Here is a 26117-nt window from a genome sequence, read left to right on the forward strand (position 1 = left end):
CGTTCAGCTCTCCCGGGCCGGCGCGTAGTGCGGCACGTACTCCTGGCCGGTGAGCTTCTGGATCTCCGCCATCACCTCGTCGGTGACCGTCCGGACGTCCCGCGGCCCGTGGATCCGGTCGACGACCGGGATCGGCGGGCCGAACCGCAGGGTGACCGGATGGCGACGGGGCAGCCGTGCGTCGACCGGCAGCACCTCGGCGGTGCCCAGCACGCCGACCGGAATGATCGGCACTCCGGCGTCGCGGGCCAGCCGGGTCATCCCGACGCGGCCCCGGTAGAGCCGTCCGTCCGGGGAGCGGGTGCCCTCCGGGTAGATGGCGACCAGGCCACCGGCGCGCAGCACCGGTACGGCGGCGTCGAGAGCGCGCAGGGCGGCCCGGCCGCCGGCGCGTTCGACCGGGATGGCGCCCATGCCGGCGACGATCCGCCGGTTGAGCCAGCCGCCCGGACCGCGCCCGTTGAAGTACTCGACCTTCGCCCAGAAGGTGACGTGCCGGGGCGTCGAGGTGACGAGGAACCACTCGTCGGCGACGGACAGGTGGTTGCCGGCGAGGATCGCGCCACCGTGTCGGGGCAGATGCTCAAGCCCTTCCACGTGGGGCCGCCAGCCCATCCGGAGCGCGGCGCCGACGGTCAGCTTGGCGACGTCGTACAGCAGGGGCACGTGTCCTCCGGGGTCGAGCTTCAGGCCCGCGCCGGGCCGAGGTGGGCCTCCAGCGCGGCGTGCAGCAGGGTGTCGTCGTCGGTGACGCCGGTGGCCAGGGGCAGGCTGCCCCAGGCCCAGAGCTGGGCGATGCCGTGCAGGTTCGCCCAGAGCGCGCCGGCGAGCACCGTCGCGGGGGCGTCGGTGGGCCGACGCACCTGCGCCACCAGGTCGGCCAGGGCGGTGAACAGCGGCAGGCTCGTCTCGCGCAGCCGCAGCCGGCCGCTGTCCAGCAGGTCGTGGCGGAACATCAGCTCGAACATGCCGCGGTGGGCAGCCGCGAAGTCCAGGTACGTCCGGGCCAGCGCGGCCAGTCGGGTACGCGGGTCCGGGTCGACGTCGCGCATCGTCTGCTCGACGCGGGCGGTGAGGTCGGCGAAGCCCTCCCGGGCGATGGCGGAGAGCAGGTCGACGTGGGTGGGGAAGTAGCGTCGCGGTGCGCCGTGCGAGACCCCGGCGCGGCGGGCGATCTCCCGCAGTGACACCGCCGCCTGACCCTCGCGCAGCACCAGGTCCACCCCGGTGGCGACCAGCCGGCCGCGCAGGCCTGCCTCGTCCGCGTCCATAGACAGTGTCTACCAGTAACGGTAGACGCTGTCTACCTCGGGTGTGGGCTGCTCTCCGGTGGCGCGCGGCTCGCTGATCGACTGTGGGCCGCCGGCCTGTTGGACTGTCGTCGGCGTGTCATGACCTGCCGAGTGCCTCAGGTCAACGTGATGCCTGTGAGTCATCACGATGACTCGCAGGCATCACGCCCGATGGAGATACCGGGACGGGCTCGGCCTCGCGCCGTCGAGAGTCGCCGCACCGTGCCAGGCATGCCGCTTTCGCTCGACCTGCTCGCTCGACCTGCCCGCCCGCTCGCCCGCTCGCTCGCTCGACCTGCTCGCCCGCTCGCTCGCTCGACCTGCTCGCTCGACCTGCTCGCCCGCTCGCTCGCTCGACCTGCTCGCTCGACCTGCTCGCTCGACCTGCTCGCTCGACCTGCTCGCTCGACCTGCCCGCTCGACCTGCCCGCTCGACCGCTCGCCCGCTCGCCCGCTCGCCCTGCCCGCTCGACCGCTCGACCGCTCGCCCGCTCGCCCGCCCGCCCGCTCGCTCGCCCGCTCGACCGCGAACCGGGTACCGGGGAGCCGGGTGAGGCGGTGATGGGACTCGACCACGGCTAACGGCGGCCACCGGGCGGCGCGGCAGGGACACCAGGCCGTGCCGACGCTCTAAAGGGGACAATCCGCGTACACCGCTCTGGCTCCCTCGCGTGATCCACTCCGGTTTCATGAAGTCGGGGTGTCCTGGTGGCAGGGATGCCCCGACTTCATGAAAGACGAGTGGATCATGCTCGTCAGCAGTGGCCGGAGTCGGCCGGAGTCGGCCGGAGTCGGCCGGAGTCGGCCGGAGTCGGCCGGAGTCGGCCGGAGTCGGCCGGAGTGGCCGGAGTGGCCGGAGTCGGCCGGAGTGGCGGCAGCCGCCGCTTGGCCGGCGAGGCCGACCAGGCTGGGCCGCGCCCGGGGCTCGGGGTTCAGCGGATGCGGGCCAGGATCCGGTCAGCGGGGGCCGGACGCCCGAAGTGCCAGCCCTGGCCGGCGTCGCAGCCGATCGCCCGTAGCCGCTCGGCCTGCCCGGCGGTCTCCACGCCCTCGGCGGTGACCGTCAGGTCCAACGCGTGCGCGAGCGAGACCAGCGAGGCGAGGATCCGCTCGTCGGTGCGGCCGACCGAGGGCGACCGCAGGCCGGCGACGAACTCCCCGGCGACCTTCAGTTCGGTCACCGGCAGATCCCGGAGGTACGCCAGGTTGCTGTAGCCGGTGCCGAAGTCGTCGATGGCGATCCGTACGCCGAGGTCGGCCAGGACCCGCAGGGCGCGGACCGGCTCCTTGGCGGTGCTCATCATCGTGCTCTCGGTGATCTCCAGTTGGAGCCGCTCCGGCGGCAGGCCGGTCTGCCGCAGGAGCGCGCGAACCTCCTGCACCAGCCCGGGCCGGTGCACCTGCCGTACCGCCAGGTTGACGCTGATGAAGGGTGCGGCGACGCTCCCGGTCGCCCACGCCTCCGCCTCGCGGCAGGCCTCGGCCAGCACCCAGCCGCCCAACTGGATGATCAGGCCGGTCTCCTCGGCCAACCCGATGAAGCTGTCCGGACGCAGCACCCCCAGCTCCGGGTGGCGCCAGCGGACCAGCGCCTCGACGCCGACCAGGCTGCCGTCGCGAAGTGAGGTCAGTGGCTGGTAGTCGAGGTAGAACTCGCCCCGCTCCAGCGCGGCGGGGATCGCCGCGGACAGCGCGTACCGGGCCAGTTCGCGTTGGTTGCGCTCGGCGTCGTAGAGCGCCCAGCGCTCCCCGCCGGCGGACTTCGCCCAGTGCAGGGTGCTGTCCGCGGCCCGCATCAGGTCACTGGGGTTGGCCCCGGCCACCTGACGCTCGACGATGCCGATGCTCGCCGAGATCTGCAGCTCGTGCCCGTCGACGAGCGCCGGTGCCCGAACCGCGGCCAGCGCGCTCTCGGCCAACTCCACGATGTCGTCGGTGCCGCCGGTGCGTTGCACGAGGATGACGAACTCGTCCCCGCCGAGCCGGGCCACCAGATGCTCACCCATGGCCTGACACAGCCGTTCGGCCACCGTGACCAGCAGCCGGTCACCGACCTGGTGCCCCAGGGTGTCGTTGACGACCTTGAAGCGGTCCAGGTCCAGGAAGCACACCCCGACCCGCTGCGCGCCCCGGCCGGGCTCGTTGAGCGCCGCGGTGAGCCGCTCGGTGAACAGCGTCCGGTTCGGCAGACCGGTGAGCGGGTCGTGCGTGGCCTGATGCCGGAACCGGGCCTCGCTGGCGCGCAGCGCCCGCTCGGCCTGCGTCCGGGCGCGCATGGCGGCCCGGCGGATCGACTCCTGCTCGTCGAGAGTGCGGTCGCGCAGCGCGCGGGCGTAACCGGTCGCCACGGCCGCCAGCAGCCGGGCCATCCGGTCCTCGACCTCCTCGGCCACCAACCCGAGGTCGCGCACCAACCGAAGCTGGATGACCTCGATGGTACGACCAAGCCCTTCCGCGGAGGCGATGTGCGCGGCGACCAACTCGGCACCGACCCGGTACCCGGCGCGCAGGTCGAACGGCTCCGTGAGCAACGCGCCGGCCAGTTGTGCGGTGAGCCGGTCCAGCATGGTTTCCAGCTGGGCCTGGGTCATCGGCAGGTAGCTGGTGCCGGAGACCGCCTTCGCCCAGGCGCGGGCGAAGGTGCCCGGACGGGTGGCCGCCTCGGGCGTCTCAGTCACCGAGTCGCCCGACGCCGCCCATGAAGACCGCGCGCTCGGCGTCCTCCGCGCTCTCCGGGGTGTCCGGTCGCCACTGGGGCACCCACACCACGCCGGGGTCGAGCAGCTCGAACCCGTCGAAGAGTGCGGTCAGCTCGGCCCGATTGCGTATCCACAGCGGATTGTCGGTGCGTCGGTAGACCCGTTCCGCCTCGGCGCGTTCGTCGTCGCTGCGCCCGTCGTCGCTGGCCTGCGACAGCACCAGATAGCTGCCGGGGGCCAGGGCGTCGCGCAGCGTCCGCAGCAGCTCCGCCGGTCGGTCGTCGTCGGAGACGAAGTGCAGGACGGCCACGACCATCACGGCCACCGGTTGGCTCAGGTCGAGCAGCTTGCGGACCTCCGGGTGGGCCAGGATCGCCTCCGGGTGCCGCAGGTCCTCCTGCACCACCACCGTCCGGTCGTTGCCGGCGAGGATCTCGCGGCTGTGCGCCACCGCCACCGGGTCGACGTCCACATAGACCACCCGGGACCGCGGGTCGAGCCGCTGGGCGATCTCGTGTACGTTGCCGACCGTCGGGATGCCCGAGCCGATGTCCAGGAACTGCCGGATCCCGGCCTCGGCGAGGTGGTGCACGGCCCGGCGCAGGAACGCTCGGTTGGCCTGGGCCATCAGCGGCGCCTCCGGCACCGCCGCGACCATCGCCTGCGCCGCGGCGCGGTCCGCGGCGAAGTTGTGCGAGCCACCGAGGTAGTAGTCGTACATCCGCGCGACACTCGGGCGCTCGATGTCGATGGTGTCGGGTGCCCAGTCCGGCCGCTGCATGCGATCCACCCCTCGAGTCCGCGACGCGGGCGTCGTCGCCCGCGCGGGTATTGTGCACCCGCCACGCACGCCTGACCATAGCGTGCGAGAGGTTCCCCGGCCGACGTCGGTCGATGCGCGACGGCCCGCGCCGGCCGAAGCCGGCGCGGACCGTCGGTCGTGCGGTCCCGCTCAACGAGCGGGGGCGGATCAGAACTTCGGTGCGTCCGGTGCCTCGAGCAGGCCGAGCCGCAGCGCGGTCATCAGCGCCTGGGCCCGGTTGGCCGCGCCGAGCTTCTCGTAGAGCTTCGAGATGTGCGTCTTGGCCGTGGACTCGCTGACGAACAGCTGCTTGGCGATGCCGGCCACGCTCATCCCGTCGGCGAGCAGCCGCAGCACCTGCCCCTCCCGGGGAGACAACTGCGGGCCGGACGGCGCGAGCCGGCGCTTCATCGCCTCGGCCAGGTCGGCGGCGGTGAACGCGCTGGGGGAGGAGGCGGCGTGCCGCGCGGCGGCCACCACCTCGTCGGCCGGGGCGGTCTTCGGCACGAAGGCACTCGCACCGGCCTCCAGAGCACCGAAGAGCTGGTCGTCGCCGGCGTACATGGTCAGCACCACGATGCCCATCGACGCGCTGGACTTGCGCAGCGCGCGGGTGGCCTCCAGGCCGCTGCCGTCGGGCAGCCGCAGATCCATGATCACCACGTCCGGCTGCAGGGCGCCGGCCTGGCGTACGCCCTCTGCCGCCGTGGCGGCCTCACCGACGACCTCGAACTGCCGGTCGCGCTCGAAGGCATGGCGCAGGCCCTTGCGAATCAGGTCATGATCGTCAACAAGGAGGACCTTGGTGCGGGTGGCCGGTGTCGGACTTGTGGTCATCCTCGGGTTACTCCCCTTCTGGTGCTGCGCTGTCGCGCACGTTATCTCGGCGGGACGAGGTGCCAACAACCACGGCCACGGTGGTGCCGCTGGGTTGCCGCGGCCTGATCTCCAACCGGCCCCGGATACGTTCCGCCCTCTCGGCCATGATCGCAAGACCGTACCGTCCGTCGGGGCGCTGGTCAGCCATCCCCTGACCGTCATCCGACACTTCTATTTGGGCGTACGGGGGGTCGACCTCGCACGTGACCCACAAATTCGAGGCGCCGGCGTGCTTGCGCGCGTTGGTCACCGCCTCCTGGGCGATGCGCAGCAACTCGGCCTCGGTGGCGGCCGGCAGCCGGGCGGTGGACTCGTCCAGCGAGAGGTGCACCCGCAGTCCGCCGGACGCGCCCACGGTGCGCGCGTACTCGGCGATGGCGGCGGCCAGCCCGCCCTGCCGGTCCACCTCACTGCGCAGCTCGAAGAGGCTCAGCCGCAGCTCCTGGATCACCCGGGTCACCTCCGTGCGCAGCGTACGCAGCGCCTCGGCGGTCTCGTCGGCGTCGTCGAAGACGGTGGCCATGGCGTTGTCGATGCCGTAGCCGACCATCACCAACTCCTGCGCCACCCCGTCGTGGATCTCCCGGGCCAGCCGCTGCCGTTCCTCGTTGGTGGCCAGCGAGCGCACCTCGTCGAAGAGCAGCGCCGCCTCCAGCCGCAGCGCGGCCGGGCGGGTCAGCGCGGTCACCCGGGACACCACCGGGGGTGGGTACGCGTGTGCGGCGTCCGCCTCCAGCACCACCAGCCCGACCGTGCGGACCCCGGCGACCAGCGGAACGATCAGCGCGGACACGTCGCCGCCACGGTGTGAGCGGGACTGCGAGCGCCCGGCCGTCGTGGCCTGCTGGCTGGCCCAGGCGTCGGCGATGGCCGAGTCGGCGTCCAGCGTCGTCTCCCAGTCCACCCGGTCGACGCCGGCCTGGGCGAGCACCACGAGCCGGCCTCCGCCACTGGCCGAGAGCACCGCGCCCCGGTCGGCCTGGGCCACCGTGCGCAACTCCTCCAGCAGGTGCTCGGAGATGCCGCCCGGGTCCAGGGTGGCGCCGGGCAACTGCCGGGCCACCGTCCGCAGCTGGGTCAGCAGCCTGGTCGCCTCGGCGTACGGCTGGGGTTTGCCCTCGTTGCGGACGGCCATCACCCGGTGCAGGGTGCCGGCGGCGTAGAGCCCCAGCGCCGCCAGGATGAGCCACTGCGCGCAGACCGCGAGGTAGCCCGGCTGGCCGAGCTGGAGCTCTCCACCGACGGTGGTGAGCGCACCGCTGACCAGCAGGGTGGCGGCGGTGACCGCGAGCAGGGCGGTGCCCTCCCGGAAGTGGCGGCGCAGCGCGGTGACGGTCACCGGGACCGCCAGGTAGGGCAGCACCGCCGAGGCGCCGAGCCCGGCGACCGTGCCGATCGACGCCACCGCGGCCACCTGGCTCGCGGCCAGGCCCAGCACCACCACCTCGGCCACCCGGCTCAGCGGCGCGATCAGCCGGTGCTGCGGGGCCAGCAGGGACGGGAGCCCGGCCACCGCCAGCAGCGCGATCCACCACAGCTGGCTGAGGTCGCGGGTGGCGAAGAGGGTCAGGACGGCGATCAGCGCCAGCATCACCAGGCGGGCGGCCGCGGCGAGGGGATGCGGGTGCGGTGCGGTGGCTGTGGATGCGGGCACGTGACGGATGGTAGTCAGCCTCGGTAGATCTCGGCGATGTCCGCCGCGTACGTCGTGTGGACGACCTGGCGCTTGACCTTGAGCGACGGGGTCAGCTCGCCGGTCGCCTCGGTGAAGTCGCGGGGCAGGACCCGGAACATCTTGATCGCCTCGGCCTTGGAGACGGCCTGGTTGGCGGTGTCGATCGCGGTCTGGATCTCCCGGAGCAGGGCCTCGTGCTCGCGGAGCTGCTCGACGGGGGTGTCGGCGGGGATCCCGGCGCCTTCCAGCCAGGCCGGGAGCGCCTCCTCGTCGACGGTGACAAGCGCCGCGATGAACGGCTTGCGGTCGCCGACGACGACGCACTGGCTGATCAACGGGTGCGCCCGGACCAGGTCCTCCAGCACCGCCGGGGCGACGTTCTTGCCGCCGGCGGTGACGATCAGCTCCTTCTTGCGCCCGGTGATGCTCAGGTAGCCGTCGGCGTCGAGCTGGCCCAGGTCGCCGGTGCGGAACCAGCCGTCGGTGCTGAGCGTCTCGGCGGTCGCCGTCTCGTTGCGCCAGTAACCCTGGAAGACCAGCGCGCCGGAGATCAGGATCTCGCCGTCGTCCTCGATCCGCACGGTCACGCCGGGCAGTGGACGGCCGACGGTGCCGATCCGGGTGCCGGTCGGCAGGTTCGCCGCGGCGGCGGGCGAGGTCTCGGTCAGGCCGTAGCCCTCCAGGACCGTCACGCCGATGCCGCGGAAGAAGTGACCGAGCCGGGCGCCGAGCGGCGCGCCGCCGGAGATCGCGTCGCGGCACCGCCCACCGAGCGCGGCGCGCAGCTTGCCGTAGACCAGCCGGTCGAAGACCACGTGCTGGGCGCGCAACGCCAGACCCGGTCCGCCCGGGGTCTCCAACGCCTCGCTGTACGAGATGGCGACCTGCTCGGCGCGGGCGAAGATGCCGCCCTTGCCGTCGGCCTCGGCCTTCTGCTTGGCCGCGTTGTAGACCTTCTCGAACACCCGGGGTACGGAGAGCACGAAGGTCGGCCGGAACGCCTGCAACTCGGCGACCAGGTTCTTGGTGTCGGCGCAGTGGGCCATGGTGGCCCGCGCCTGCACGACGCCGATCTGGATCAGCCGGGCGAAGGCGTGCGCCAGCGGGAGGAAGAGCAGGGTGGACGCGCCGGCGTGGAACAGGTTCGGCAGCACCGGCACAGCGTTGGCGATGTCGGCGTACATGTTGCGGTGGGTGAGCACGCAGCCCTTGGGGCGGCCGGTGGTGCCGCTGGTGTAGATGATGGTGGCCAGGTCGTCGGCGCCGACCGCCTTGCGTCGCCGCTCGACCTCGGCCAGCTCGACCGTGGCGCCGGCGCCGACCAGTTGGTCGACCCCGCCGAGGTCGATCTGCCAGACGTGGTCCAGCTCGGGCAGCCGGTGTCGGACGCCGGCGATCAGGGCGGCGTGCGCGTCGGTCTCCACCACGACCGCGACCGCGTTGGAATCCTCGATGATCCACGCGGCCTGTTCGGCGCTGGACGTCTCGTAGATCGGCACGGTGACCGCTCCGACGGTCCAGATGGCGTAGTCCAGCAGTGTCCACTCGTACCGGGTGCGGCTCATCAGCCCGACCCGGACACCTGGTTCGATGCCGGCGGCGATCAGTCCACGGGCCACCGCGGCCACCTCGTCGCGGAACTGCCGGCAGGTCACCTCGGCCCAGACGGTGACGGCGCCCTCGGCGCCGGGGGTGGGGCGGGCGAACTGGACGGCGTCGGGCGCGACCTCGGCGTTGTCCCAGACCGGATCGGTGAGGTTGGCCGCGTCGCCAACGGTGACGATCGGCGGGACGGAGAACTCGCGCACCTGCACTCCTTCGTGCTCGCACTGGCCGGGCCGGCACCGCCGACGGGCGGTGGCTGTGTCGAAACCTACCCGGTGAGCACGGGCACACCGCGAACGCCCGGCGCTGTCCCGGCCCCCTGCGGGCCGCTGGCGGCGCGGCGGGGGCGGCGCGGCGTGCAGCCGTGGCCCGCCGGGTAGCCTCCCCCCATGGCGGACTCCTCCACCCAGTCGATCATCATCGGCGCCGCACCGGATCGGGTGACGGCGGTCATCTGCGACTTCGCGGCATACCCGGAGTGGACCGACGCGGTCCGCCGCGCCGAGGTCGTCGAGGAGTACGAGGACGGCTACGCCAGCCAGGTGCGGTTCACCATCGACGCCGGGGTGATGGCCGACGAGTACGTGCTCGCCTACGAGTACGCCGAGGACCTCTCCCGGATCGAGTGGCACCTGGTCGCTCCCTCGAAGATGCAGAAGTCCCAGCGCGGTTCGTACGACCTGGTGGGTAACCCGGACGGCAGCACGACGGTGACCTACACGCTGGAGGTCGACCTGTCGGTGGGGATGCTCGGAATGTTTCGGCGCAAAGCCGAGAAGGTGATCATGGATACCGCGTTGAAGCAGCTCAAGCGCCGGGTAGAAACACCCGGTGCGGCGCACTGACGGGGTCGGCGGCACGGTGGAGGAGCCGAGGGTGGGCGGAACGGATCCGGGTTCGGCCCGGGAAGAGGCGGAGCGGTTGGTAGCCACCCTGCTCGCGGGGGCGCGACTGGCCTCCGCCGGGTCGGCGGGCGGCGCGTTCGGCTCGCTGGGCGGGGTGCTGTCCGGTGTCCTCGGTCACAATAACGACTCAGCAGGACGTCCCGGCGCCGGCGGTGCTTTCGCCACCGGATCGGCCGAATGCTGCGTCTGCCCGGTCTGTCGGGGCATCGCCGCGTTACGAGACCCGAGTCCGGAATTCGCCGAACGGCTCGCGACGGGCGCCGGAGACCTGGCAGCGGGCGTCGCCAGCCTGCTCCGCGCCTTCTCCCCGGCGCAGCCGTCCCCGACGAGCCCCTCCGGTGGGACCTCCGAACCCTCCGCCGCGCCACCACCGGCACCCGCCGCGAGCACCGACGATGTGCTCACCGAGCCAGCCCCCGGCGACCCGTCCAGCGCGACCGGCGACGAACACGTGTGGCGCGATGCCACCCGCAGCGGGCATGATTCTCAGCCGGCGCCGGAGCGGGATGTCTGGTCGGTCGCCACCCGGACGGCGGACCCACTCGCCCCGGCCGCCGTACCACCCGTCGACGACGCCGGGCCGGCGACCGTACCGGCACCGACCACTCATCCCGCGGTGCCCGCTTCGCGGGTGCCGGACGACACCGGTGCGCAGGCACCGGGCGACGGCGCCTGAGCGCGGGACATCCCGACCCGGACCGGCATGCCGCCGGGACCCGGGCCGGACAGTAGAGGGGAGCGGCAGCGGTGACGCTGACCATCGGAGTCGACGTCGGTGGCACGAAGGTGGCTGGCGGTGTCGTGGACGACACCGGCGCGGTGCTCGTGCAGACCCGACGGGACACCCCCGCCGATGACGTCGGCAAGACCCGCGACGTCATCATCGAGTTGGTCGGCGAGCTGGCGGCCGGGCGGACGATCGAGGCTGTCGGCATCGGCGCGGCCGGTTGGATCGACGCCAGTCGCTCGACTGTGCTCTTCGCTCCGAACCTGGCCTGGCGGGACGAACCGCTGCGGGAGTACGTCAGCGAGGCCGTCGGCCTACCCGTGATCGTGGAGAACGACGGAAACGTGGCCGCCTGGGCCGAGTTCCGCTACGGCGCGGCCCGCGACGCCGACGATTCCATGATCATGTTCACCATCGGCACCGGTGTGGGCGGCGGCATCGTGCTCGGCGGCGACCTCATGCGCGGCGCGCACGGCATCGCCGCGGAGCTGGGCCACATGCTGGCCGTGCCGGACGGGCACCAGTGCGGCTGCGGCCGGCTCGGCTGCATCGAGCAGTACGCCAGCGGCAGCGCCCTGGTGCGATTCGCCCGGGCGGGCGCCCGGCAGGAGCCCGACCGGGCCACCGCGCTGCTCGACCTGGCCGGCGGTGAGGCCGAGGCGATCACCGGCCCGATGGTGACCGCCGCCGCCCAGGGTGGTGACCCCGTCTCCGCCGAGGCGTTCGCGCAGATCGGCCGCTGGCTGGGCACCAGCCTCGCCGACATGGCGCAGATCCTCGACCCGCAGACCCTGGTTGTCGGCGGCGGTGTGATCGACGCCGGTGACCTGCTGCTCGGCCCCACCCGCCGCTCGTACCTCGACGCGCTCGCCCAGCGCGGTCGCCTGCCGGTGGCCGAGGTGCTCCCGGCGGAGCTGGGCAACAGCGCCGGGGTGATCGGCGCCGCCGACCTGGCCCGCCGGATCTGAGGCGGCCCGGGATGGGTGTGCCGCTGCGCGTGGTGTCGTACAACATCCACAGCCAGCGCGACGACACCGCCGCGCTGGCGGCGGTGGTCCGGGCGGCGCGCCCGGACGTGGTGATCGTGCAGGAGGGACCGCGCCGGTTCCGGTGGCGGCAGAAGTCCGCCACGCTGGCCGAGTCGTTCGGCCTGGTGGTGGTCGCCGGTGGGCTGCCCGCGCTGGGCAACCTGCTGCTGACCAGCCTGCGGGTACAGGTGCGGGGCACCCGGTGCCAACGCTTCCCGCTCACCCCCGGTCGGCACCTGCGTGGCGCCGCGTACGCCGACTGCCGGGTCGGTGACGCCCGGTTCACCCTGGCCGGCTCGCACCTCTCCACCGACCCGGCCGAGCGGCCCTCCCAGGCCGCCGAGTTCAAGCGTGGCCTGGACGCGGCGACCAGCCCGGTGCTGGCCGGGGCGGACCTCAACGAGGGTCCGGACGGACCTGCCTGGGCCACCGTGTCGCGTGGGCTGACCGACGCCGCGGTGGCGGCCGACCGGGCCGAGCGGCTCACCTACTCCTGCGCCGACCCGCGCCGCCGCATCGACGCGCTCTTCGTCGACCCACGGATCACCGTGGTCGACTACGACGTGGTGGACACCCCGCAGACGCGCCGGGCCAGTGACCACTTCCCGGTCCTGGTCGACCTGCTGCTGCCCACCACCGGCTGACCGCCCGACCCGGCCCGAGCGTCGACGCGTCCGTTCCAGGACTGGACATCCGGCTCCGTTGTGGAGAGGATTTCGCGGCGACCGGCACGCCTGCCGTACCAAAAGGAGATGTCCCGGTGTCCACCTCCACCGACCACGGCCGGCCCGACCCGGAGGCGACCTCGTCCGCGCACAGCGGCGACGGTCGCCCGGTCTCCGACCGCGGCGACACGGTCTGCGTCATCGGGGCCGGGGCCAGCGGCCTGACGGCGATCAAGAACCTGCGCGAGCACGGGTTCGGCGTGGACTGCTACGAACGGGAGACGGGCGTCGGCGGCGCCTGGAACTGGCGGCACGACCGCAGCCCGGTGTACGCCAGCACCCACCTGATCTCGTCGAAGCCGTTCACCCAGTTCCCGGACTTCCCGATGCCGGACTCCTGGCCGGACTACCCGCACCACAGTCAGCTGCTGTCGTACTTCGAGCGCTACGCCGACCACTTCGACCTGCGCTCGCACATCTGGTTCGGCACCGAGGTCGTCCGGGTCGAGCCCGCCGAGGGGGACCGGTGGGACGTGACCACCCGCTCCACCGGCGGGTACGGCCCGGAGCGCACCTCCCGGTACGCCGCCGTGGTGATCGCCAACGGCCACAACTGGTCGCCGAAGCTGCCCCGCTACGAAGGGCTGGAGGAGTTCCGCGGCGAGATCATGCACGCCTCGTCCTACAAGGACCCGGCGCAGCTGCGCGGCAAGCGGGTGCTGGTGGTCGGCGCCGGCAACACCGGCTGCGACATCGCCGTCGAGGCCGCCCAACAGGCGTCGCGGTGCTGGCACTCCACCCGGCGCGGCTACTGGTACGCGCCGAAGTACGTGCTCGGCCGCCCCGCCGACCAGGTGAACGACAGCCTGTTGGCGCTGCGCGTGCCGCTGCGGGTGCGGCAGTGGCTCTACCACTGGACGATGCGGTTGACCGTCGGCGACCTGACCCGCTTCGGCCTGCCCAAGCCCGACCACCGGGTGTACGAGACGCACCCGATCGCGAACAGCCAGCTCGTCTACTACGTGGGCCACGGCGGGATCGGCCCGGTGCCGGACGTCGCCCGGTTCCGCCCGTACGCCGTGGAGCTGGCTGACGGCCGCGAGATCGACCCCGAGGTGGTCGTCTTCGCCACCGGTTACCTGCCGCGCTTCGAGTTCCTCGACGCGTCGGTCTTCTCCGACAGCGCCGGCGCGGGCCGGCCCACGCTGTGGCTCAACGCGTTCACCCCGGGGCACCCGACCCTGGCGGTCGCCGGCCTGGTGCAGCCGGATTCCGGGCTGTTCACCCTGTCGCACTGGCAGACGGTGCTCTTCGCCCGGCTGCTCCAGGCCCGTCGGGACCGGCCGGAACGGGCCACGGCGTTCGCGCAGCGGGTCCGGGACCGGGCGGGGGAGCGGTACTCCGGGCCGGTCAAGGAGAGCAGCCGGCACTGGTTCGAGGTTGGTCACGCCGACTACCTGCGCGCCATCCAACGCGCCCTGGTCGAGCTGGAGGGCAAGTGAGCCGCCCCGTAGCCGCGAATGGAAGGCAGACCAGTGACTGAACTGCGGATCATGCGGGGTCGGGAGTGGTCGCGTCCGGTCCGACCGGCCCGGCGGGAGGTGCTCAGCGCCGTCCCCGCCGCGGAGGAGGGGCGACCCCCGCTGCTCTTCGTCCCCGGGTTCGGGCACGGCGCGTGGGCGTTCGCCGAGCACTGGCTGGGTCACGCGGCGTCGCGGGGCTTCCCGGCGTACGCGGTGAGCCTGCGCGGGCACGGTGGCAGCGAGCCGGCGCCGGAGGCGACGCTGCGCGCGTACGCGCACGACGTGGTCCAGGTGGCCGCGAGCCTGCCGCGGCAGGCGGTGCTGGTGGGGCACGGCGCCGGGGCTCTGGTGGTGGCGCACGCGTTGGCCCGCTATCCGGCGCGGGCCGCGGTGCTGGTGGCGCCGGTCTTCGGCGGTTGGGGAGTGCTGGGCGCGGCGTTGCGCCGCAACCCGGGGGGCACGTTGCCCGCGGTGTTCGGCGGGCCGTTGCGGCTCAACCGTGGGCAGTTGTTCAGCCGCGAGTTGCCCGACGAGGAGGCCCGGCGGTACGTCGGACGACTCGGCCGGGCGGGCCGGCGGGCGCAGTGGGCTCTGCTGGGCGAGCCGGAGGCCGAGCCGGCGGTGGGCGCACCGCCGGTGCTGGTGCTGGGCAGCCCGGACGACCGGGTGGTGCCGGCGTCGACGTTGACCCGGGTGGCCCGCCGCTACGATTCGGCCCCGCTGCTCTTTCCCGGGATGGGCCACGATCTGATGCTGGACGCCCGGTGGGCGGAGCCGATCGACGCGATCCTGGACTGGCTGGAGAAGGAGCCCACGGCGCACTGAGCACCCGGGCGCTCACCGCCTTCGGCGTCGCCGGTCCTGGCGGGGTGGGTCGTGCTCGGCGACGACCCCGGGGGTCAGCCGCTGGTCGGTCGGCTGGTCGAGGCGGCGGTGGGGGTGGCGGGTCGCGGCACCCGAGCACCGTCGGTGGAGGTGGCGGCGTCCGGGTTGGCGTCGCCGGGAGAGACGTCGTTGCTGGTCAGGCGACTGACCAGGGCGCCGTGCTCGTCCAGCGCGTGCAGGTAGGAGCGCGCCCAGGCCCGGATGTCGTGCTCCTCCAGGTGCGCACGCATGGCCCGCATCCGTTGCGTGGTGTCGGCCGGTGTGGCCCGCAGCGCGGCACAGAGGCCCTGCTTGAGCCCCTCCAGGTCGTGCGGGTTGACCAGGTACGCCTGGGAGAGTTCGGCGGCGGTGCCGGCGAACTCGCTGAGCAGCAGGGCACCGGTGTCGTCCACCCGGGCGGCCACGTACTCCTTGGCGACGAGGTTCATCCCGTCGCGCAGCGGGGTCACCGCCATCACGTCGGCGACCCGGTAGAGCGCGGCCAACTCGGCCCGGTCGAACGGCTGGGTGAGGTAGTGGATCGCCGGCTCGCCGACCCGGCCGAACTCGCCGTTGATCCGGCCCACCTCGCGCTCGATCCGCTCGCGCAGGATCTGGTACTGGCCGACGCGCTCGCGGCTCGGCATCGCGACCTGCACCAACACCGTGTCGCGGACCTTGACGTCGCCGCTGGCGAGCAGCTCGCTGTACGCCTTGAGGCGCTGCTCGATGCCCTTGGTGTAGTCCATCCGGTCCACGCTGAGGATGACCTGCCGGGGGTCGCCGAGGTCTTGGCGCAGGCGGCGGGCTCGGGCGGCCACGTCCGGGCGGGCGGCGAGCGCGCCCATCTCGGCGGTGTCGATCGAGACCGGGAACGCGCCGATGCGGACGACCCGGTCGTCGATGCCGATCCGCCGGTCGGTGGCCGGCAGCTCCAGCACCCTCGTCACCAGTTGGGCGAAGTTGTGCGCCGCCTGCACGCGCTGGAAGCCGACCAGGTCGGCGCCGAGCATCCCGCGCAGCAACTCGGCCCGGCGCGGCAGCTGCATGAAAAGCTCCGGCGGTGGGAACGGCACGTGCAGGAAGAAGCCGATGCGCAGGTCCGGACGGAGCGCCCGCAGCAGACCGGGGACCAGTTGCAGGTGGTAGTCCTGCACCCAGACCACGCCGCCCTGCTCGGTCACCTCGGCGGTCGCCTCGGCGAAGCGCTTGTTGACCCGCTGGTACGCCTCCCACCACCGCCGGTGATGCTGCGGCTGCTCGACGGCGTCGTGGTAGAGCGGCCAGAGGGTGGCGTTGGCGAACCCCTCGTAGTGGTCGCGCAGGTCTTCGGGGCTGAGTGCGACGGTGTGCATCCGGACGCCGTCGACGTCCGGTAGGGCGGGGGGAGGCCCGGTGCCGCCGGCCCAACCGACCCAGGTCGCCGGGGTGTGCCGCAGCAGGGGGTGCAGCGCGCTGACCAACCCACCCGGGCTGCGCCGCCACTCGCAGGCCCCGTCGGGCGCCTGACTGTCGTCGATGGGGAGGCGGTTGGCCACCACCACGAGAGAACTCTGTCGCATCTCGGGCATTCCGATCAGCAGAGGACTGACCGCCACGAGCAAGGAAAAACCGGTCAGTCAGCGGGGGAAGTGACGTACAGCGGTATTCCTACTGACAGTAAGTTACACCACTGTTACGCGCCCGGCGGGTCGGAGCCGTCCCGGGATGCGGGCCAGGATCAGACGACAGCGCCGTTGTCCGGGTCGTCGTCGTCCTCGTCGCCGGGGCGCAGCCGCCAGATCAGCGTGACGAAACCGGCAAGGATGCCGGTGAACCCGAACAGGGTGACCGCCGAGCGGTCCACCGGAATCAGCGACGGGAAGAGGAAGAGGACGAACCCGAGCACCACGCCGAGCACACCGACCACCGCGTACTTGCTGACCCGGGGCAGCGGCGGCGGCGGGGGCGGGTGGTAGCTCTCGTCGTCCTCGTCGTCGGGCAGGTCGGCCCCGAACGTGTCCAGCCCGTCCAGCAGCGACGGCTCGTCCGGCCGGGTGCCGCGACCCACCGAGATCCCGGAGATGTCGGTGGCGGAGGGCAGCCGACGGGTGTCGGTGGCGGTCGGGCCCGGCTCGTCGGCCCCCGAGCGGGCCAGCGGGCCAGCGGTCGGCTCGTCGCGCGCCTCCCGCTCGTCCACGTCCTCCGAGGCCGGCCACGGGCGGTCGCCGACGGCGGATGAGGTGTGGAAGCCGGCCACGATCCGCGCCCACTCGGCGTCGATGTCCGGTTCGTCGCGTGCGGGCGGCTGCTCCGGGCTGCTCTCGTCGGCGAGCTGGGTCAGATAGTCCCGAGCGGTGGTCAGGTGTGAGCGGTCCACGTAGAGCCGGTCGACCGGCCGGGCCGGAACGGTGGTGGTGCGGGTGACCGGGTTGAGGTCGGCCGAGGGCTGCAGGTAGGCGGCGATCCCGCCAGCGGCCAGCACGTCGAGCAGGTGCTCGCCGACGCGCGGATCGACGTCGCCGACGACGGCGAACTCGTTCGCGTCGAGCCCGTTGTCCCGCCGTCCCCGGCGGGCACCACCCGCTGACACCCGGACATCCCCCTTAAGCGCCTCGCGGCGCGACCCTCGACGCCCGTCCGCACGCCGTGCTCTGAATCGTGACACGTCCGGGCATGGTTCCGGGAGTGCGTTGTGTCGCGTCTTCCAAAGTCACGACTGCCGCCGCAGGTCGCGACCGGGGTTCTTTGTCCGTTCTTGCGCGACCAGCGCCATCTCGGTGATCGTCGGCATTCTTCGACCGGATGGGCCTCCCGCTCAGCAGGCCACCGCCGGCCCCGTCGGGCTGATCGGCCGACCGGCCAGGGCGAGCAGGCCGGGCGCGTCGTTGCGCAGCGCGAAGGTGCGTACCTCCGCGCGGGTCGCCCGCGCGCCGGTCCGGTCGCCGGCGCGGGTCAGCTCCGCCGCCGCGAGCGCGAGCGCCAACACCTGGTCGCTGACGTCCGGGATCCGCCCGTAGGTCTCGGCGGCGGCCAGGTGCAGCTCGGCCGAACGCCGGTGGTCGCCGTCCGCCGCGGCCAGGGCCGCCGTCACGGTCCGCAACGCCGCCTCCGACCAGGGCGTGCGGTGCCCGACCCGGCCCAGCATCGTGCGGACCCGCACCGCCGCGCCCCGACCGCTCAAGGCTGCGGCGTACGCGGCCGCGGCGATCCACTCCCCGCTGGCCAGCGCCGGCACCGCCGACCAGCTCGCGTCCAGCTCCTCGATCAGCTCCGCCGCCTCGGCGTCGCGTCCCTGCAACCCCCGGCACAACGCGGCCATGCTCAACATCGTCCAGAGCAGCCGGTGGAACCCGCTGCGCCGCGCGGTGTCCAACGCGTCGGTCAGGTCGGCCGGGTCGTCGTCGTCGCGCAGCACCAGCAGACAGCAGCGCAACCCGCGCACCTGCATGTCCCAGCTCCCGGTGGGCGTGTCCACGAACGCCTCCGCCGCTGCCAGGAGCCGGCCGAAGTCGCCGTCGAACCAGGCGCGCATCGCCTCCGCCGAGTAACTGGTGGTCAGGGTCTGACCGCTGGCGGTCCGCGCCGGCGCGGCCGAGAGCAGGGCGTTGGACCGCAGCCAGTCGCCCTCCTCCCGGATCGCCCAGGCCAGGTTCTGGGTGGCGCGGGGCAGCGCCAGCAGTTGACCGGCCCGGGCGAACTCGACGATCGCGTGCAGCTCGTCCAGGCCGACCCGGTCCCCGGACTGGTAACGGGCGGTGGCCGCGGTGATCCGGGCGTTGGTGCGGGTCTCGGTCAGACCCAACTGCTCGGCGATCTCCGCCGCCGTGTCCGCCGCTGACACGGCCGGGTCCCGCTCGTAGTTGAGCATGTGCAGCCGGCCCATCTCGGCGTACGCGTCCGCCTTCTGCGGCGTGTCCGGTAGGGGCTCGAACAGCTGCACCGCGCGGTCCAGGCAGGCCAACGCGTCGCCGCGGTCGGCCCGCAGCCAGGCGGCCTGACCGAGCAGCGTCCACGCCCGCGCGGCGCAGGCGTTGTCGCCGTGCGACAGCAGCTGGTCGGCGAGCGTCTGCACCTGCTCGGGCCCGCCGCCGGAGAGGAACGCGTTGCCGTCGCGGTAGAACGAGATCTCCGTGCTCAGCAGCTCCAACTGGAGCCGGCCCACGGGGTCGCTGTCGTCGGCCAGGCCGAGTGCCCGGCCCGCGTGGCTGGCCGCCGCGTCCAACCCGTGCAGCGCGTACGCCCGCCGGGCGGCCCGGTGCAGCGCCTGCCGCGCCGGCCCGGCGTAGCGCCGCACCTGCATGCCCAGCGAGCGGGCGATCTCGTGCGCCGCCCAGCGGTGGTGGGCGAGCACCTCGGCCAGGTCGGTGTCGCGGGAGTGCGACAGCGCGTCGAGCCAGTCGGCAGCGCGCTCGTGCCGGGCCACCCGCTCGGTGCGCGGCAACCGCTGGTAGCAGACGTCGCGTACCAGCACGTGGCGGAACCGGAACTCCGCCTGCCCGGCCATCGTCGACGCGGCCTGCTCGTGCACGAAGTCGCGTTGTTCGAGTCGGCGCAGCGACCGCTCGACCGACTCGACCTGTTGCCCGAGCGCGGTGGCGACCGCGCCGGGCCAGAACTGCACCCCGACCACCGACGCGGCCAGCAGCACCGCGCGGTCCTTGGCGTCCAGCAGGTCCACCCGGTTGGCGATCACCGCGTGCACGCTCTCCGGCATGGCCAGCTCAAGCTGCTTGTCCAGCGACCACCCCCGCCCCGACTGGCGCAGCGCCCCCTGCTCGATCAGCATCCGGACGTACTCGTGCGCGTAGAGCGGGTTGCCGCCGGCCACCTCGATCAGCGGGGACAGCATGTCGGCGGAGAACGCCGCCTGGCCGAACAGGTGCGCGTACAGGGCGGCGATGCCGGTGTCGCGCAGTGGCGGCAGGGTGATCGTCACCGAGCCGGTGATCGTCCCGGCCCAGCTCGGGTCCCGATCGACCAGCTCCGGGCGGGCGGTGCAGAGCAGCAGCAGCGGCACGTCGCGGGCCGCCGCCCCGAGCAGCTCCACGAAACGCAGCATCGCGTCGTCGGCCCAGTGCAGGTCCTCGAAGACCAGCACGGTGGGACGCTGGGCGGCCAGCGCCAGCAGGAAGCGACGCCACGCCGACTCCGCCTCCTCGGCCGGCAGCGGCGTGCCGGGCAGCCCGACCAGCGGGCGCAGCGCGTCCACCACCCGGTCCCGTTCGCCCGGGCCGATCAACTCGCCCACGGCGGCGGAGAGCCGCTGCGCGGCGCTCGTCGCCGGGTCGGTGTCGAGGATGCCGGCCTCGGACTTCACGATGTCGGCGAGCGCGGCGAAGGTGACGTTCTCCCCGAACGGCGGGCAGCGCCCCGTACGCCAGGTCAGCGGCTCGTCGACCAGCCGCCCGGTGTGCCGGTAGAGCTCCCGCAGCAGCCGGCTCTTGCCGATGCCGGCCCGGCCGAAGATGGTGACCACCTGCGGTCGCCGGTCACGCAGCGACCGGTGCAGGGCGTTGACGAGCATCCCCAGCTCGTGTTCCCGATCGACGAGCGGTGTGGTGTCCGGCTCCCGGTCGGTGGGTTGGCGACGCAGCGGGGACAGGGCGAGCCACACCTCGGTCGGCGACGACCGGCCGCGCAGGGTGACCGGGGGCTGCTCCTCGTAGCGGATCGCGTCCTTGGTGAGCGCGTGGGTGGTGCCGCAGACCAGTACCCCGCCGGGTGGCGCGACCGACTGCATCCGGGAGGCCGTGTTCACCACGTCGCCAGCCACGATGGCCTGTCCGCCGTCGCGCGCGGCGGCCACGTCGACGAGCGCCTCGCCGGTGGCCACCCCGACCCGGAACCGCAACTCGGCGCTGCCGGTCGGCGCGAACCGGGTGAGCACCCGTTGCAGCTCCAGACCGGCCCGTACGCAGCGCAGCGCGTCGGTCTCGGTGGCGATCGGGGCACCGAAGAGCGCCATCACCGCGTCGCCGATGTATTTCTCCACCACCCCGCCGTACTGACCGACCACGCGGCGGGCGGCGGAGAAGAACCCGGTCTGCATGCCACGGACCTGCTCCGGGTCGGTGCGCTCGACGTACGGCGTGAAGTCGATCAGGTCCACGAAGAGCACGCTCACCCGGCGGCGGTCCTCCTGCGGGGTGACCGCGGCCGGTCGGTCCGCGCCCGGTCGGGGCGACCCGCAGGACGTGCAGAACGTGACGTCCGCGGCGAGTGGGCGCAGGCAGTGCGGACACACGGCGCCCAGTTCGGCGCCGCAGCCACCGCAGAAGCGGTCCCCGTCGGCGGCCGTGCGTCCACAGCGTCCACACTGCGCGGCGATGACATCCCCCCCAGGAGACGATCGGGTCGACGCCGATGGGCGTCCGCTGACCGGAATTATCGCCCCCCGGGGCCGATGTCAGGTACCGGCCTGTTGGCTTGTGGACAGTCACCGACGGTGCCGACCGACTAGATTCAGGCGGCCAGATATCGAGCAGGGACCAAGGGGGACAGGTCAATGGTGTACGTCAAGTTGGAGAGCGACTGGACCGACGGCAACGGGGTCAGCCACTCCGCGGGCGACTCGGTGGACGTCGACGCCGCCACGCTCGCCACGCTGCAGGCCGAGGGCATCGTCAGCGAGCCGGTCCACGGCCCGGGTGGCGACGGCAAGGGCCCGGACAAGTGGGCCGGGCCGGGCAGCTCCGGGGTGTGACCCCACGCCGATGACGCCGGAACGGCCGGGTCGCCACTGGGCGACCCGGCCGTTCCGTGTTGTTCGTGCGGTGTCAGCGGTCGTTCATGCCGGCGCGGCGGCGCAGCGCGGCCACGTCGGTCACCACGATCCGACGTCCCTCCGTACGCAGCCAGCCGCGGCTGGCGAACGAGCCGATCGCCTGGTTGACGCTCTGCCGGGAGCCACCTGCCATCTCGGCAAGTTGGCTCTGGTTGAGCTCGATCGTGATCATCGGTGCCTGGCTCTCGCCAGCCAACCGCACAAGCGTTTTGGCGACCCGACCTGGCAGGTCGAGGAAGACGTGGTCGGCGTTCTGCTCGGTCAGCCGGCGGATCAGCCCGCCCAGCGAGCGCATCACCGCGTCCAGGATGCGCGGGTTGGAATGCACCAACTCCATGAACGCGCCCCGCGAGAGGGCGAGCGCCGCGCAGTCCTCGATGGCCTCGGCCGAGGCGGATCGGGTGGACGCGTCGAGCAGGGAGACCTCGCCGAGCACGTCCGGTGGACGGATCACCGACAGTACGGCCCGCTCACCCGTGGGTGCGGTGCGGAAGACGGCCACCGCGCCACGGCGCAACACGATGAGCGACTCGCCCGGGTCGTTCTCCACGAAGAGCAACTGCCCCTTGCGGTAGGTACGCGGAACGGCGGCGGCGATGACGCGTTGCCGCACCTCGGGCTCCAAACCAGCGAACATCTCGACACCCGTGAGCGCGTCACCCGGCTCCGGCAGGCGCATCTCCACGGCCCAACCCCTCCCCGGTCATGGACCACACACTCGCTCACCGGGTGAACCTGATGGCCCTGACAAGGTGAACTGACACCGATTCGGCATCCGGTAGCGGTACACATCAGATCATGACGGTCCGGTCGCTTGCTGTACACCCCTCGAAGCACTTCCGTGACCGTCGCGAGCTGCGGCGTACCGTCATGGAAGTGCCGCTCAGGCCCGTCACCAGCGGTGCGGCGGCCCCCGCCGGGCGGGGCCGGACGGCGGTGGGCGAGGATGGCCGGAATGGTCTACCGCTATTTCTACGACTGCGAGTTCATCGAGGACGGCACCACCGTCGACCTCGTCTCGATCGGTGTCGTCGACGAGTACGGCCGCGAGTTCTACGCGGTCTCCACGGAGTTCGACGACTCCCGTGCCGTGCCCTGGGTCCGGCGCAACGTACTGGACAAACTGCCGTCCCCGGCGGACCGGGCCTGGCGGTCGCGCGAGCGCATCCGCGACGACCTGTTCGACTTCCTGGTCGAGCCCGTCCGGGACCGGCCGGGGGAGCAGTTGGAGCTGTGGGCCTGGTTCGCCGCGTACGACCATGTGGTGCTCGCCCAGCTCTGGGGTGCGATGCCGGCGCTGCCCCGGGAGATCCCCCGGTACACCAAGGAGCTGCGGCAGCTCTGGGACGACCGTGGTCGGCCCACACTGCCGGACGCCGACGCGGCCCGGCACGACGCTCTGGTCGACGCTCGGCACAACCTGGCCCGCTGGCGGGCGATGACGGCTGGTGGACGATGACGATCCGCTGAGTGGCGGTCGTACCGTCGTAGGTTTGACCGGTTCTGTCCCGGGCATCGGTTCGACCAGCCGATCCGAGGGAGAGTGCCATGAGCAACCAGCCGACCAGCGCCGCCGAGGCTCGGGCCCGGGTCACCGAGCTGGCCCGGGACGCGCGGATCTGCATGCTCACCACGACCGCTCTGGACGGGCGGCAGGTGAGCCGGCCGATGGGGCTCCAGGAGGCCGAGTTCGACGGCGAGCTGTGGTTCTTCGCCTCCGCCGAGTCGGCCAAGGTCCGCCAGCTCCGGGTCAACCCGGAGGTCAACGTCGCCTTCTCCGACCAGCAGCACAACGCCTGGGTGTCGATCTCCGGCACCGCCACCGAGGGGTTCGACCGGGAGCGCGCCGAGCGGCTGTGGAACCCGCTGCTCAGGGCGTGGTTCCCCGATGGGCTGGACACCCCGGGACTCACCTTGATCAAGGTGCACGCCAGCTCCGCCGAGTACTGGGACTCGGCGAACAGCGCCGTGGTCAACCTGCTCGGCTTCGCGAAGGCCGCCGTCACCGGGCGGCCGCCGAAGGCCGGGGAGAACCACGAGGTGACGTTCTGAGCAGCGCTCGTCGGCCCGCCGCCCCGGGGCGCGCTGTCGTCGTACCGGCGGGCCGACTACAGTGCGCAGTGACGGCCCGCCCCGGGCCGGCAACGGCGCCGATGGTCTGATCTGACACATACCCTGGGGCAATTCGGGCTTTACTCGATGCTCCAGGAGGATGAGCGGATCATGCGTATCGGCGTGCTCACCGGCGGCGGCGACTGCCCAGGTCTCAACGCGGTCATCCGGGCGGTGGTCCGCAAGGGCGTCGCCACCTACGGTCACGAGTTCGTGGGCTTCCGGGACGGCTGGAAGGGCCCGCTGGAGGGTCTGTCCCGGCCCCTCGGCATCGCGGACGTCCGTGGCATCCTGCCCCGCGGCGGCACCATCCTCGGCTCGTCCCGCACCAACCCGTTCAAGATCGAGAACGGCGTCGAGCGGATCAAGGACAACCTCGCCTCCCAGGGTGTCGACGCGCTGATCGCGATCGGCGGCGAGGACACCCTCGGCGTGGCCACCAAGCTCTACGAGCTGGGCGTGCACGTGGTCGGCGTGCCGAAGACGATCGACAACGACCTCGGCGCCACCGACTACACCTTCGGCTTCGACACCGCGGTCAACATCGCGATGGAGGCCATCGACCGGCTGCACACCACCGCGGAGAGCCACCACCGCACCCTGGTCGTCGAGGTCATGGGCCGCCACGCCGGCTGGATCGCCCTGCACGCCGGCCTGGCCGGCGGCGCCAACGTGATCCTGCTGCCCGAGCGGCAGTTCGACGTCGACCAGGTGGCCGGCTACGTCGAGAAGCGCTTCCAGCACCAGTACGCCCCGATCGTCGTGGTCGCCGAGGGCGCCCAGCCGCTGGACGGCCAGATGGTCCTCGCCAACCAGGAGCTGGACTCGTTCGGCCACGTCCGCCTCGGCGGCATCGGCCAGTGGCTCGCCGAGCAGCTGGAGGCCAAGACCGGCAAGGAGGCCCGCACCGTGGTGCTGGGTCACATCCAGCGCGGTGGCACCCCGACCGCCTTCGACCGGGTGCTCGCCACCCGCCTGGGCCTGCAGGCCATCGACGCGGTCAACGACGGCGACTGGGGCAAGATGGTCGCGATGCAGAGCACCGACATCGTCCGGGTGCCCCTCGCGGAGGCCACCCGCGAGCTGAAGACCGTGCCGCTGGAGCGGTACGTCGAGGCCGAGGTCTTCTTCGGCAGCTGATCGACAGTTGACGGCACGGCGGGCCCGCGGGTCCGCCGTGCCGCGACCAGACGTTCGACGGCGCGTCGGGCTCGCGCCCGATGCGCCGCAGCGCGACGCGAGGGGGGTACGGGCCGACATGTCCGCCGGGGTGCACACGGTCGCGGTCATTGGCGCGGGCAAGATCGGTGAGCTGATGCTCTCCGGGCTGCTGCGCTCGGGATGGCCGGTGGACCGGCTGCTGGCCACCGCCCGCCGGCCGGCCCGCGCCGAGGAGTTGACCGCCCGCTACGGCGTACGGGTCGTCGACAACCTGACCGCGGTGGACGAGGCGGCGGTGCTCGCGGTCTCCGTGAAACCGCAGGACGCCGCCGCGCTGCTCGACGAGATCGGGCCCAAGGTGCCGGCCGACAAGCTCGTCATCTCGCTCTGCGCCGGCCTGCCCACCAGCTTCTTCAACCGCCGGCTGCCCGACGGCACCCCGGTGGTCCGGGTGATGACCAACACCCCCGCGCTCGTCGACGAGGCGATGACGGCGATCTCGGCGGGCGCGCACGCGACCGGGGCGCACCTGGCGTTGGCCGAGGAGATGTTCAAGCCCCTCGGCCAGACGATCCGGGTGCCCGAGTCACAGCAGGACGCCGTCACCGCGCTCTCCGGATCCGGGCCGGCCTACTTCTACCTGCTGGTCGAGGCCATGATCGACGCGGGAATCCTGCTCGGGCTGCCCCGGCAGGTGGCGCACGAACTCATCGTGCAGACCGCCATCGGCTCCGCGGTGATGTTGCGGGACTCCGGGGAGCACCCGGTCAAGCTGCGCGAGGCGGTCACCTCGCCGGCCGGCACCACCATCTCCGCGATCCGCGAGTTGGAGAAGCACGGCGTACGGGCGGCGCTGCTCGCCGCGCTGGAGGCCGCCCGGGATCGCGCCCGGGAGCTGGCCGCCCAGGCCGACTGACCGTTCCGGGCAGCTGTCCGGTTGGTCGTCTCCGCCCGTGGAGCGCTGACCGTTCTGGGCCGGTGGCCGTCGGGGTGCGTCATGGGGCCGGGTGTGCCGCATACTGGCCCGGTGTTCACACTTGCCCAGGCCCGGCACCTGGTGGCCACCCTGCAGCCGCGCGTCGACGAGTTGATCCGGGTCCGGGCCGACCTGGCTGAGCTGCAAGTCGACCTGGCCGACCACGGCGTGAGCGCGCTCGGCGGGCTGGCCGAGGTCAAGGGGCTGGAAGCTCGACTGCACGCAGTCGTCGACGAGCTGCACCAGCACGACATCCAGGTCAAGGGCATCGCCCCGGTCCTGCTCGACTTTCCCGGCGAACGCGCCGGCCGCGCCGTGCTCTGGTGCTGGCTGGAGGGCGACTCCGACGTGCGCTGGTACCACCGCGCCGAGTGCGGCTTCGCCGGCCGCCGCCCGATCTGACCCGCCGTCGCGCCGCCCGCCGCGGGCCCCCGACGC

General features: G+C 72.8%; 23 protein-coding genes. 12 read left to right on the forward strand and 11 right to left on the reverse strand.

Annotation, left to right across the window (positions count from 1 at the left end; all coding sequences use genetic code 11):
- Positions 1–3: 3 nt before the first annotated feature.
- The 7 genes from AB0C25_RS17365 to AB0C25_RS17395 form a co-directional block, all read right to left on the reverse strand.
- Complete coding sequence (locus AB0C25_RS17365; protein WP_357374187.1) at positions 4–666, reverse strand: lysophospholipid acyltransferase family protein; 663 nt, start codon at positions 664–666, stop codon at positions 4–6.
- 20 nt (positions 667–686) lie between these two features.
- Positions 687–1271, reverse strand: a complete 585-nt coding sequence (locus AB0C25_RS17370; RefSeq protein WP_357374189.1) for a TetR/AcrR family transcriptional regulator — start codon at positions 1269–1271, stop codon at positions 687–689.
- 953 nt (positions 1272–2224) lie between these two features.
- Complete coding sequence (locus tag AB0C25_RS17375; RefSeq protein WP_357374466.1) at positions 2225–3883, reverse strand: bifunctional diguanylate cyclase/phosphodiesterase; 1659 nt, start codon at positions 3881–3883, stop codon at positions 2225–2227.
- Positions 3884–3962: 79 nt separating this feature from the next.
- Positions 3963–4772, reverse strand: coding sequence for an SAM-dependent methyltransferase (locus tag AB0C25_RS17380; RefSeq protein WP_357245147.1), 810 nt, complete (start codon positions 4770–4772; stop codon positions 3963–3965).
- A 189-nt stretch (positions 4773–4961) separates the two neighbouring features.
- Positions 4962–5630 carry a response regulator transcription factor gene (locus tag AB0C25_RS17385; protein WP_007072219.1) on the reverse strand — a complete coding sequence of 223 codons (669 nt, stop codon included), beginning with the start codon at positions 5628–5630 and terminating at the stop codon, positions 4962–4964.
- A 7-nt stretch (positions 5631–5637) separates the two neighbouring features.
- Positions 5638–7326, reverse strand: a complete 1689-nt coding sequence (locus AB0C25_RS17390) for a GAF domain-containing sensor histidine kinase (RefSeq protein ID WP_357374191.1) — start codon at positions 7324–7326, stop codon at positions 5638–5640.
- Between the two features lie 14 nt (positions 7327–7340).
- Positions 7341–9155, reverse strand: a complete 1815-nt coding sequence (locus tag AB0C25_RS17395; protein WP_357374193.1) for a long-chain fatty acid--CoA ligase — start codon at positions 9153–9155, stop codon at positions 7341–7343.
- A 186-nt stretch (positions 9156–9341) separates the two neighbouring features.
- On the opposite strand from AB0C25_RS17395, the gene AB0C25_RS17400 reads away from it, so the two are divergent.
- From AB0C25_RS17400 to AB0C25_RS17425, 6 genes are all read left to right on the forward strand, one after another.
- Complete coding sequence (locus AB0C25_RS17400) at positions 9342–9797, forward strand: SRPBCC family protein (RefSeq protein WP_357374195.1); 456 nt, start codon at positions 9342–9344, stop codon at positions 9795–9797.
- Between the two features lie 31 nt (positions 9798–9828).
- Positions 9829–10533, forward strand: coding sequence for a hypothetical protein (locus AB0C25_RS17405; RefSeq protein WP_357374468.1), 705 nt, complete (start codon positions 9829–9831; stop codon positions 10531–10533).
- A gap of 71 nt (positions 10534–10604) precedes the next feature.
- On the forward strand, positions 10605–11552 hold the full coding sequence (locus tag AB0C25_RS17410; RefSeq protein WP_357374197.1) for an ROK family glucokinase: 948 nt from the start codon (positions 10605–10607) through the stop codon (positions 11550–11552).
- Entirely contained in the window at positions 11549–12256 is a 708-nt protein-coding gene (locus tag AB0C25_RS17415) for an endonuclease/exonuclease/phosphatase family protein (RefSeq protein ID WP_357374470.1), read from the forward strand. Before AB0C25_RS17410 ends, AB0C25_RS17415 begins: the two co-directional genes overlap by 4 nt.
- Positions 12257–12372: 116 nt before the next feature.
- Entirely contained in the window at positions 12373–13779 is a 1407-nt protein-coding gene (locus AB0C25_RS17420) for an NAD(P)-binding domain-containing protein (protein ID WP_357374199.1), read from the forward strand.
- 51 nt (positions 13780–13830) lie between these two features.
- A complete protein-coding gene (locus tag AB0C25_RS17425; RefSeq protein ID WP_357374472.1) occupies positions 13831–14625 on the forward strand; it encodes an alpha/beta fold hydrolase in 795 nt (264 codons plus the stop codon).
- A 74-nt stretch (positions 14626–14699) separates the two neighbouring features.
- Here the strand turns inward: AB0C25_RS17425 and AB0C25_RS17430 are convergent, their stop codons facing one another.
- The 3 genes from AB0C25_RS17430 to AB0C25_RS17440 form a co-directional block, all read right to left on the reverse strand.
- The gene (locus tag AB0C25_RS17430; RefSeq protein WP_357374201.1) at positions 14700–16226 is read right to left on the reverse strand and encodes a trehalose-6-phosphate synthase; all 1527 of its coding nucleotides are present in this window, start codon (positions 16224–16226) and stop codon (positions 14700–14702) included.
- Positions 16227–16384: 158 nt separating this feature from the next.
- Positions 16385–17236 carry a DUF308 domain-containing protein gene (locus AB0C25_RS17435; RefSeq protein ID WP_357374203.1) on the reverse strand — a complete coding sequence of 284 codons (852 nt, stop codon included), beginning with the start codon at positions 17234–17236 and terminating at the stop codon, positions 16385–16387.
- 225 nt (positions 17237–17461) lie between these two features.
- Positions 17462–21034 (reverse strand): adenylate/guanylate cyclase domain-containing protein, encoded by a 3573-nt coding sequence (locus AB0C25_RS17440; protein ID WP_357374474.1) that lies wholly within the window; start codon positions 21032–21034, stop codon positions 17462–17464.
- A gap of 117 nt (positions 21035–21151) precedes the next feature.
- On the opposite strand from AB0C25_RS17440, the gene AB0C25_RS17445 reads away from it, so the two are divergent.
- Positions 21152–21349, forward strand: coding sequence for a hypothetical protein (locus AB0C25_RS17445; RefSeq protein WP_357245167.1), 198 nt, complete (start codon positions 21152–21154; stop codon positions 21347–21349).
- 73 nt (positions 21350–21422) lie between these two features.
- On the opposite strand, the gene AB0C25_RS17450 is transcribed toward AB0C25_RS17445, so the two are convergent.
- Positions 21423–22115: a Crp/Fnr family transcriptional regulator gene (locus AB0C25_RS17450; protein ID WP_007463121.1), complete on the reverse strand. Its 693-nt coding sequence runs from the start codon at positions 22113–22115 to the stop codon at positions 21423–21425.
- Positions 22116–22385: 270 nt separating this feature from the next.
- Between AB0C25_RS17450 and AB0C25_RS17455 the strand changes: the two genes are divergently transcribed.
- The 5 genes from AB0C25_RS17455 (at position 22386) to AB0C25_RS17475 (ending at position 26081) form a co-directional block, all read left to right on the forward strand.
- Positions 22386–22889 (forward strand): polyadenylate-specific 3'-exoribonuclease AS, encoded by a 504-nt coding sequence (locus tag AB0C25_RS17455; RefSeq protein ID WP_357374477.1) that lies wholly within the window; start codon positions 22386–22388, stop codon positions 22887–22889.
- A gap of 89 nt (positions 22890–22978) precedes the next feature.
- Positions 22979–23482, forward strand: coding sequence for a pyridoxamine 5'-phosphate oxidase family protein (locus tag AB0C25_RS17460; protein ID WP_357374205.1), 504 nt, complete (start codon positions 22979–22981; stop codon positions 23480–23482).
- 171 nt (positions 23483–23653) lie between these two features.
- Positions 23654–24682 (forward strand): 6-phosphofructokinase, encoded by a 1029-nt coding sequence (locus AB0C25_RS17465; RefSeq protein ID WP_357374479.1) that lies wholly within the window; start codon positions 23654–23656, stop codon positions 24680–24682.
- A 118-nt stretch (positions 24683–24800) separates the two neighbouring features.
- Positions 24801–25619: a pyrroline-5-carboxylate reductase gene (proC, locus tag AB0C25_RS17470; RefSeq protein WP_357250930.1), complete on the forward strand. Its 819-nt coding sequence runs from the start codon at positions 24801–24803 to the stop codon at positions 25617–25619.
- A 111-nt stretch (positions 25620–25730) separates the two neighbouring features.
- The gene (locus tag AB0C25_RS17475) at positions 25731–26081 is read left to right on the forward strand and encodes a DUF2203 domain-containing protein (protein ID WP_357374207.1); all 351 of its coding nucleotides are present in this window, start codon (positions 25731–25733) and stop codon (positions 26079–26081) included.
- Positions 26082–26117: the final 36 nt, after the last annotated feature.

Source organism: Micromonospora sp. NPDC048839, from assembly GCF_040649915.1.
In the GTDB taxonomy this organism is placed as follows: domain Bacteria; phylum Actinomycetota; class Actinomycetes; order Mycobacteriales; family Micromonosporaceae; genus Micromonospora.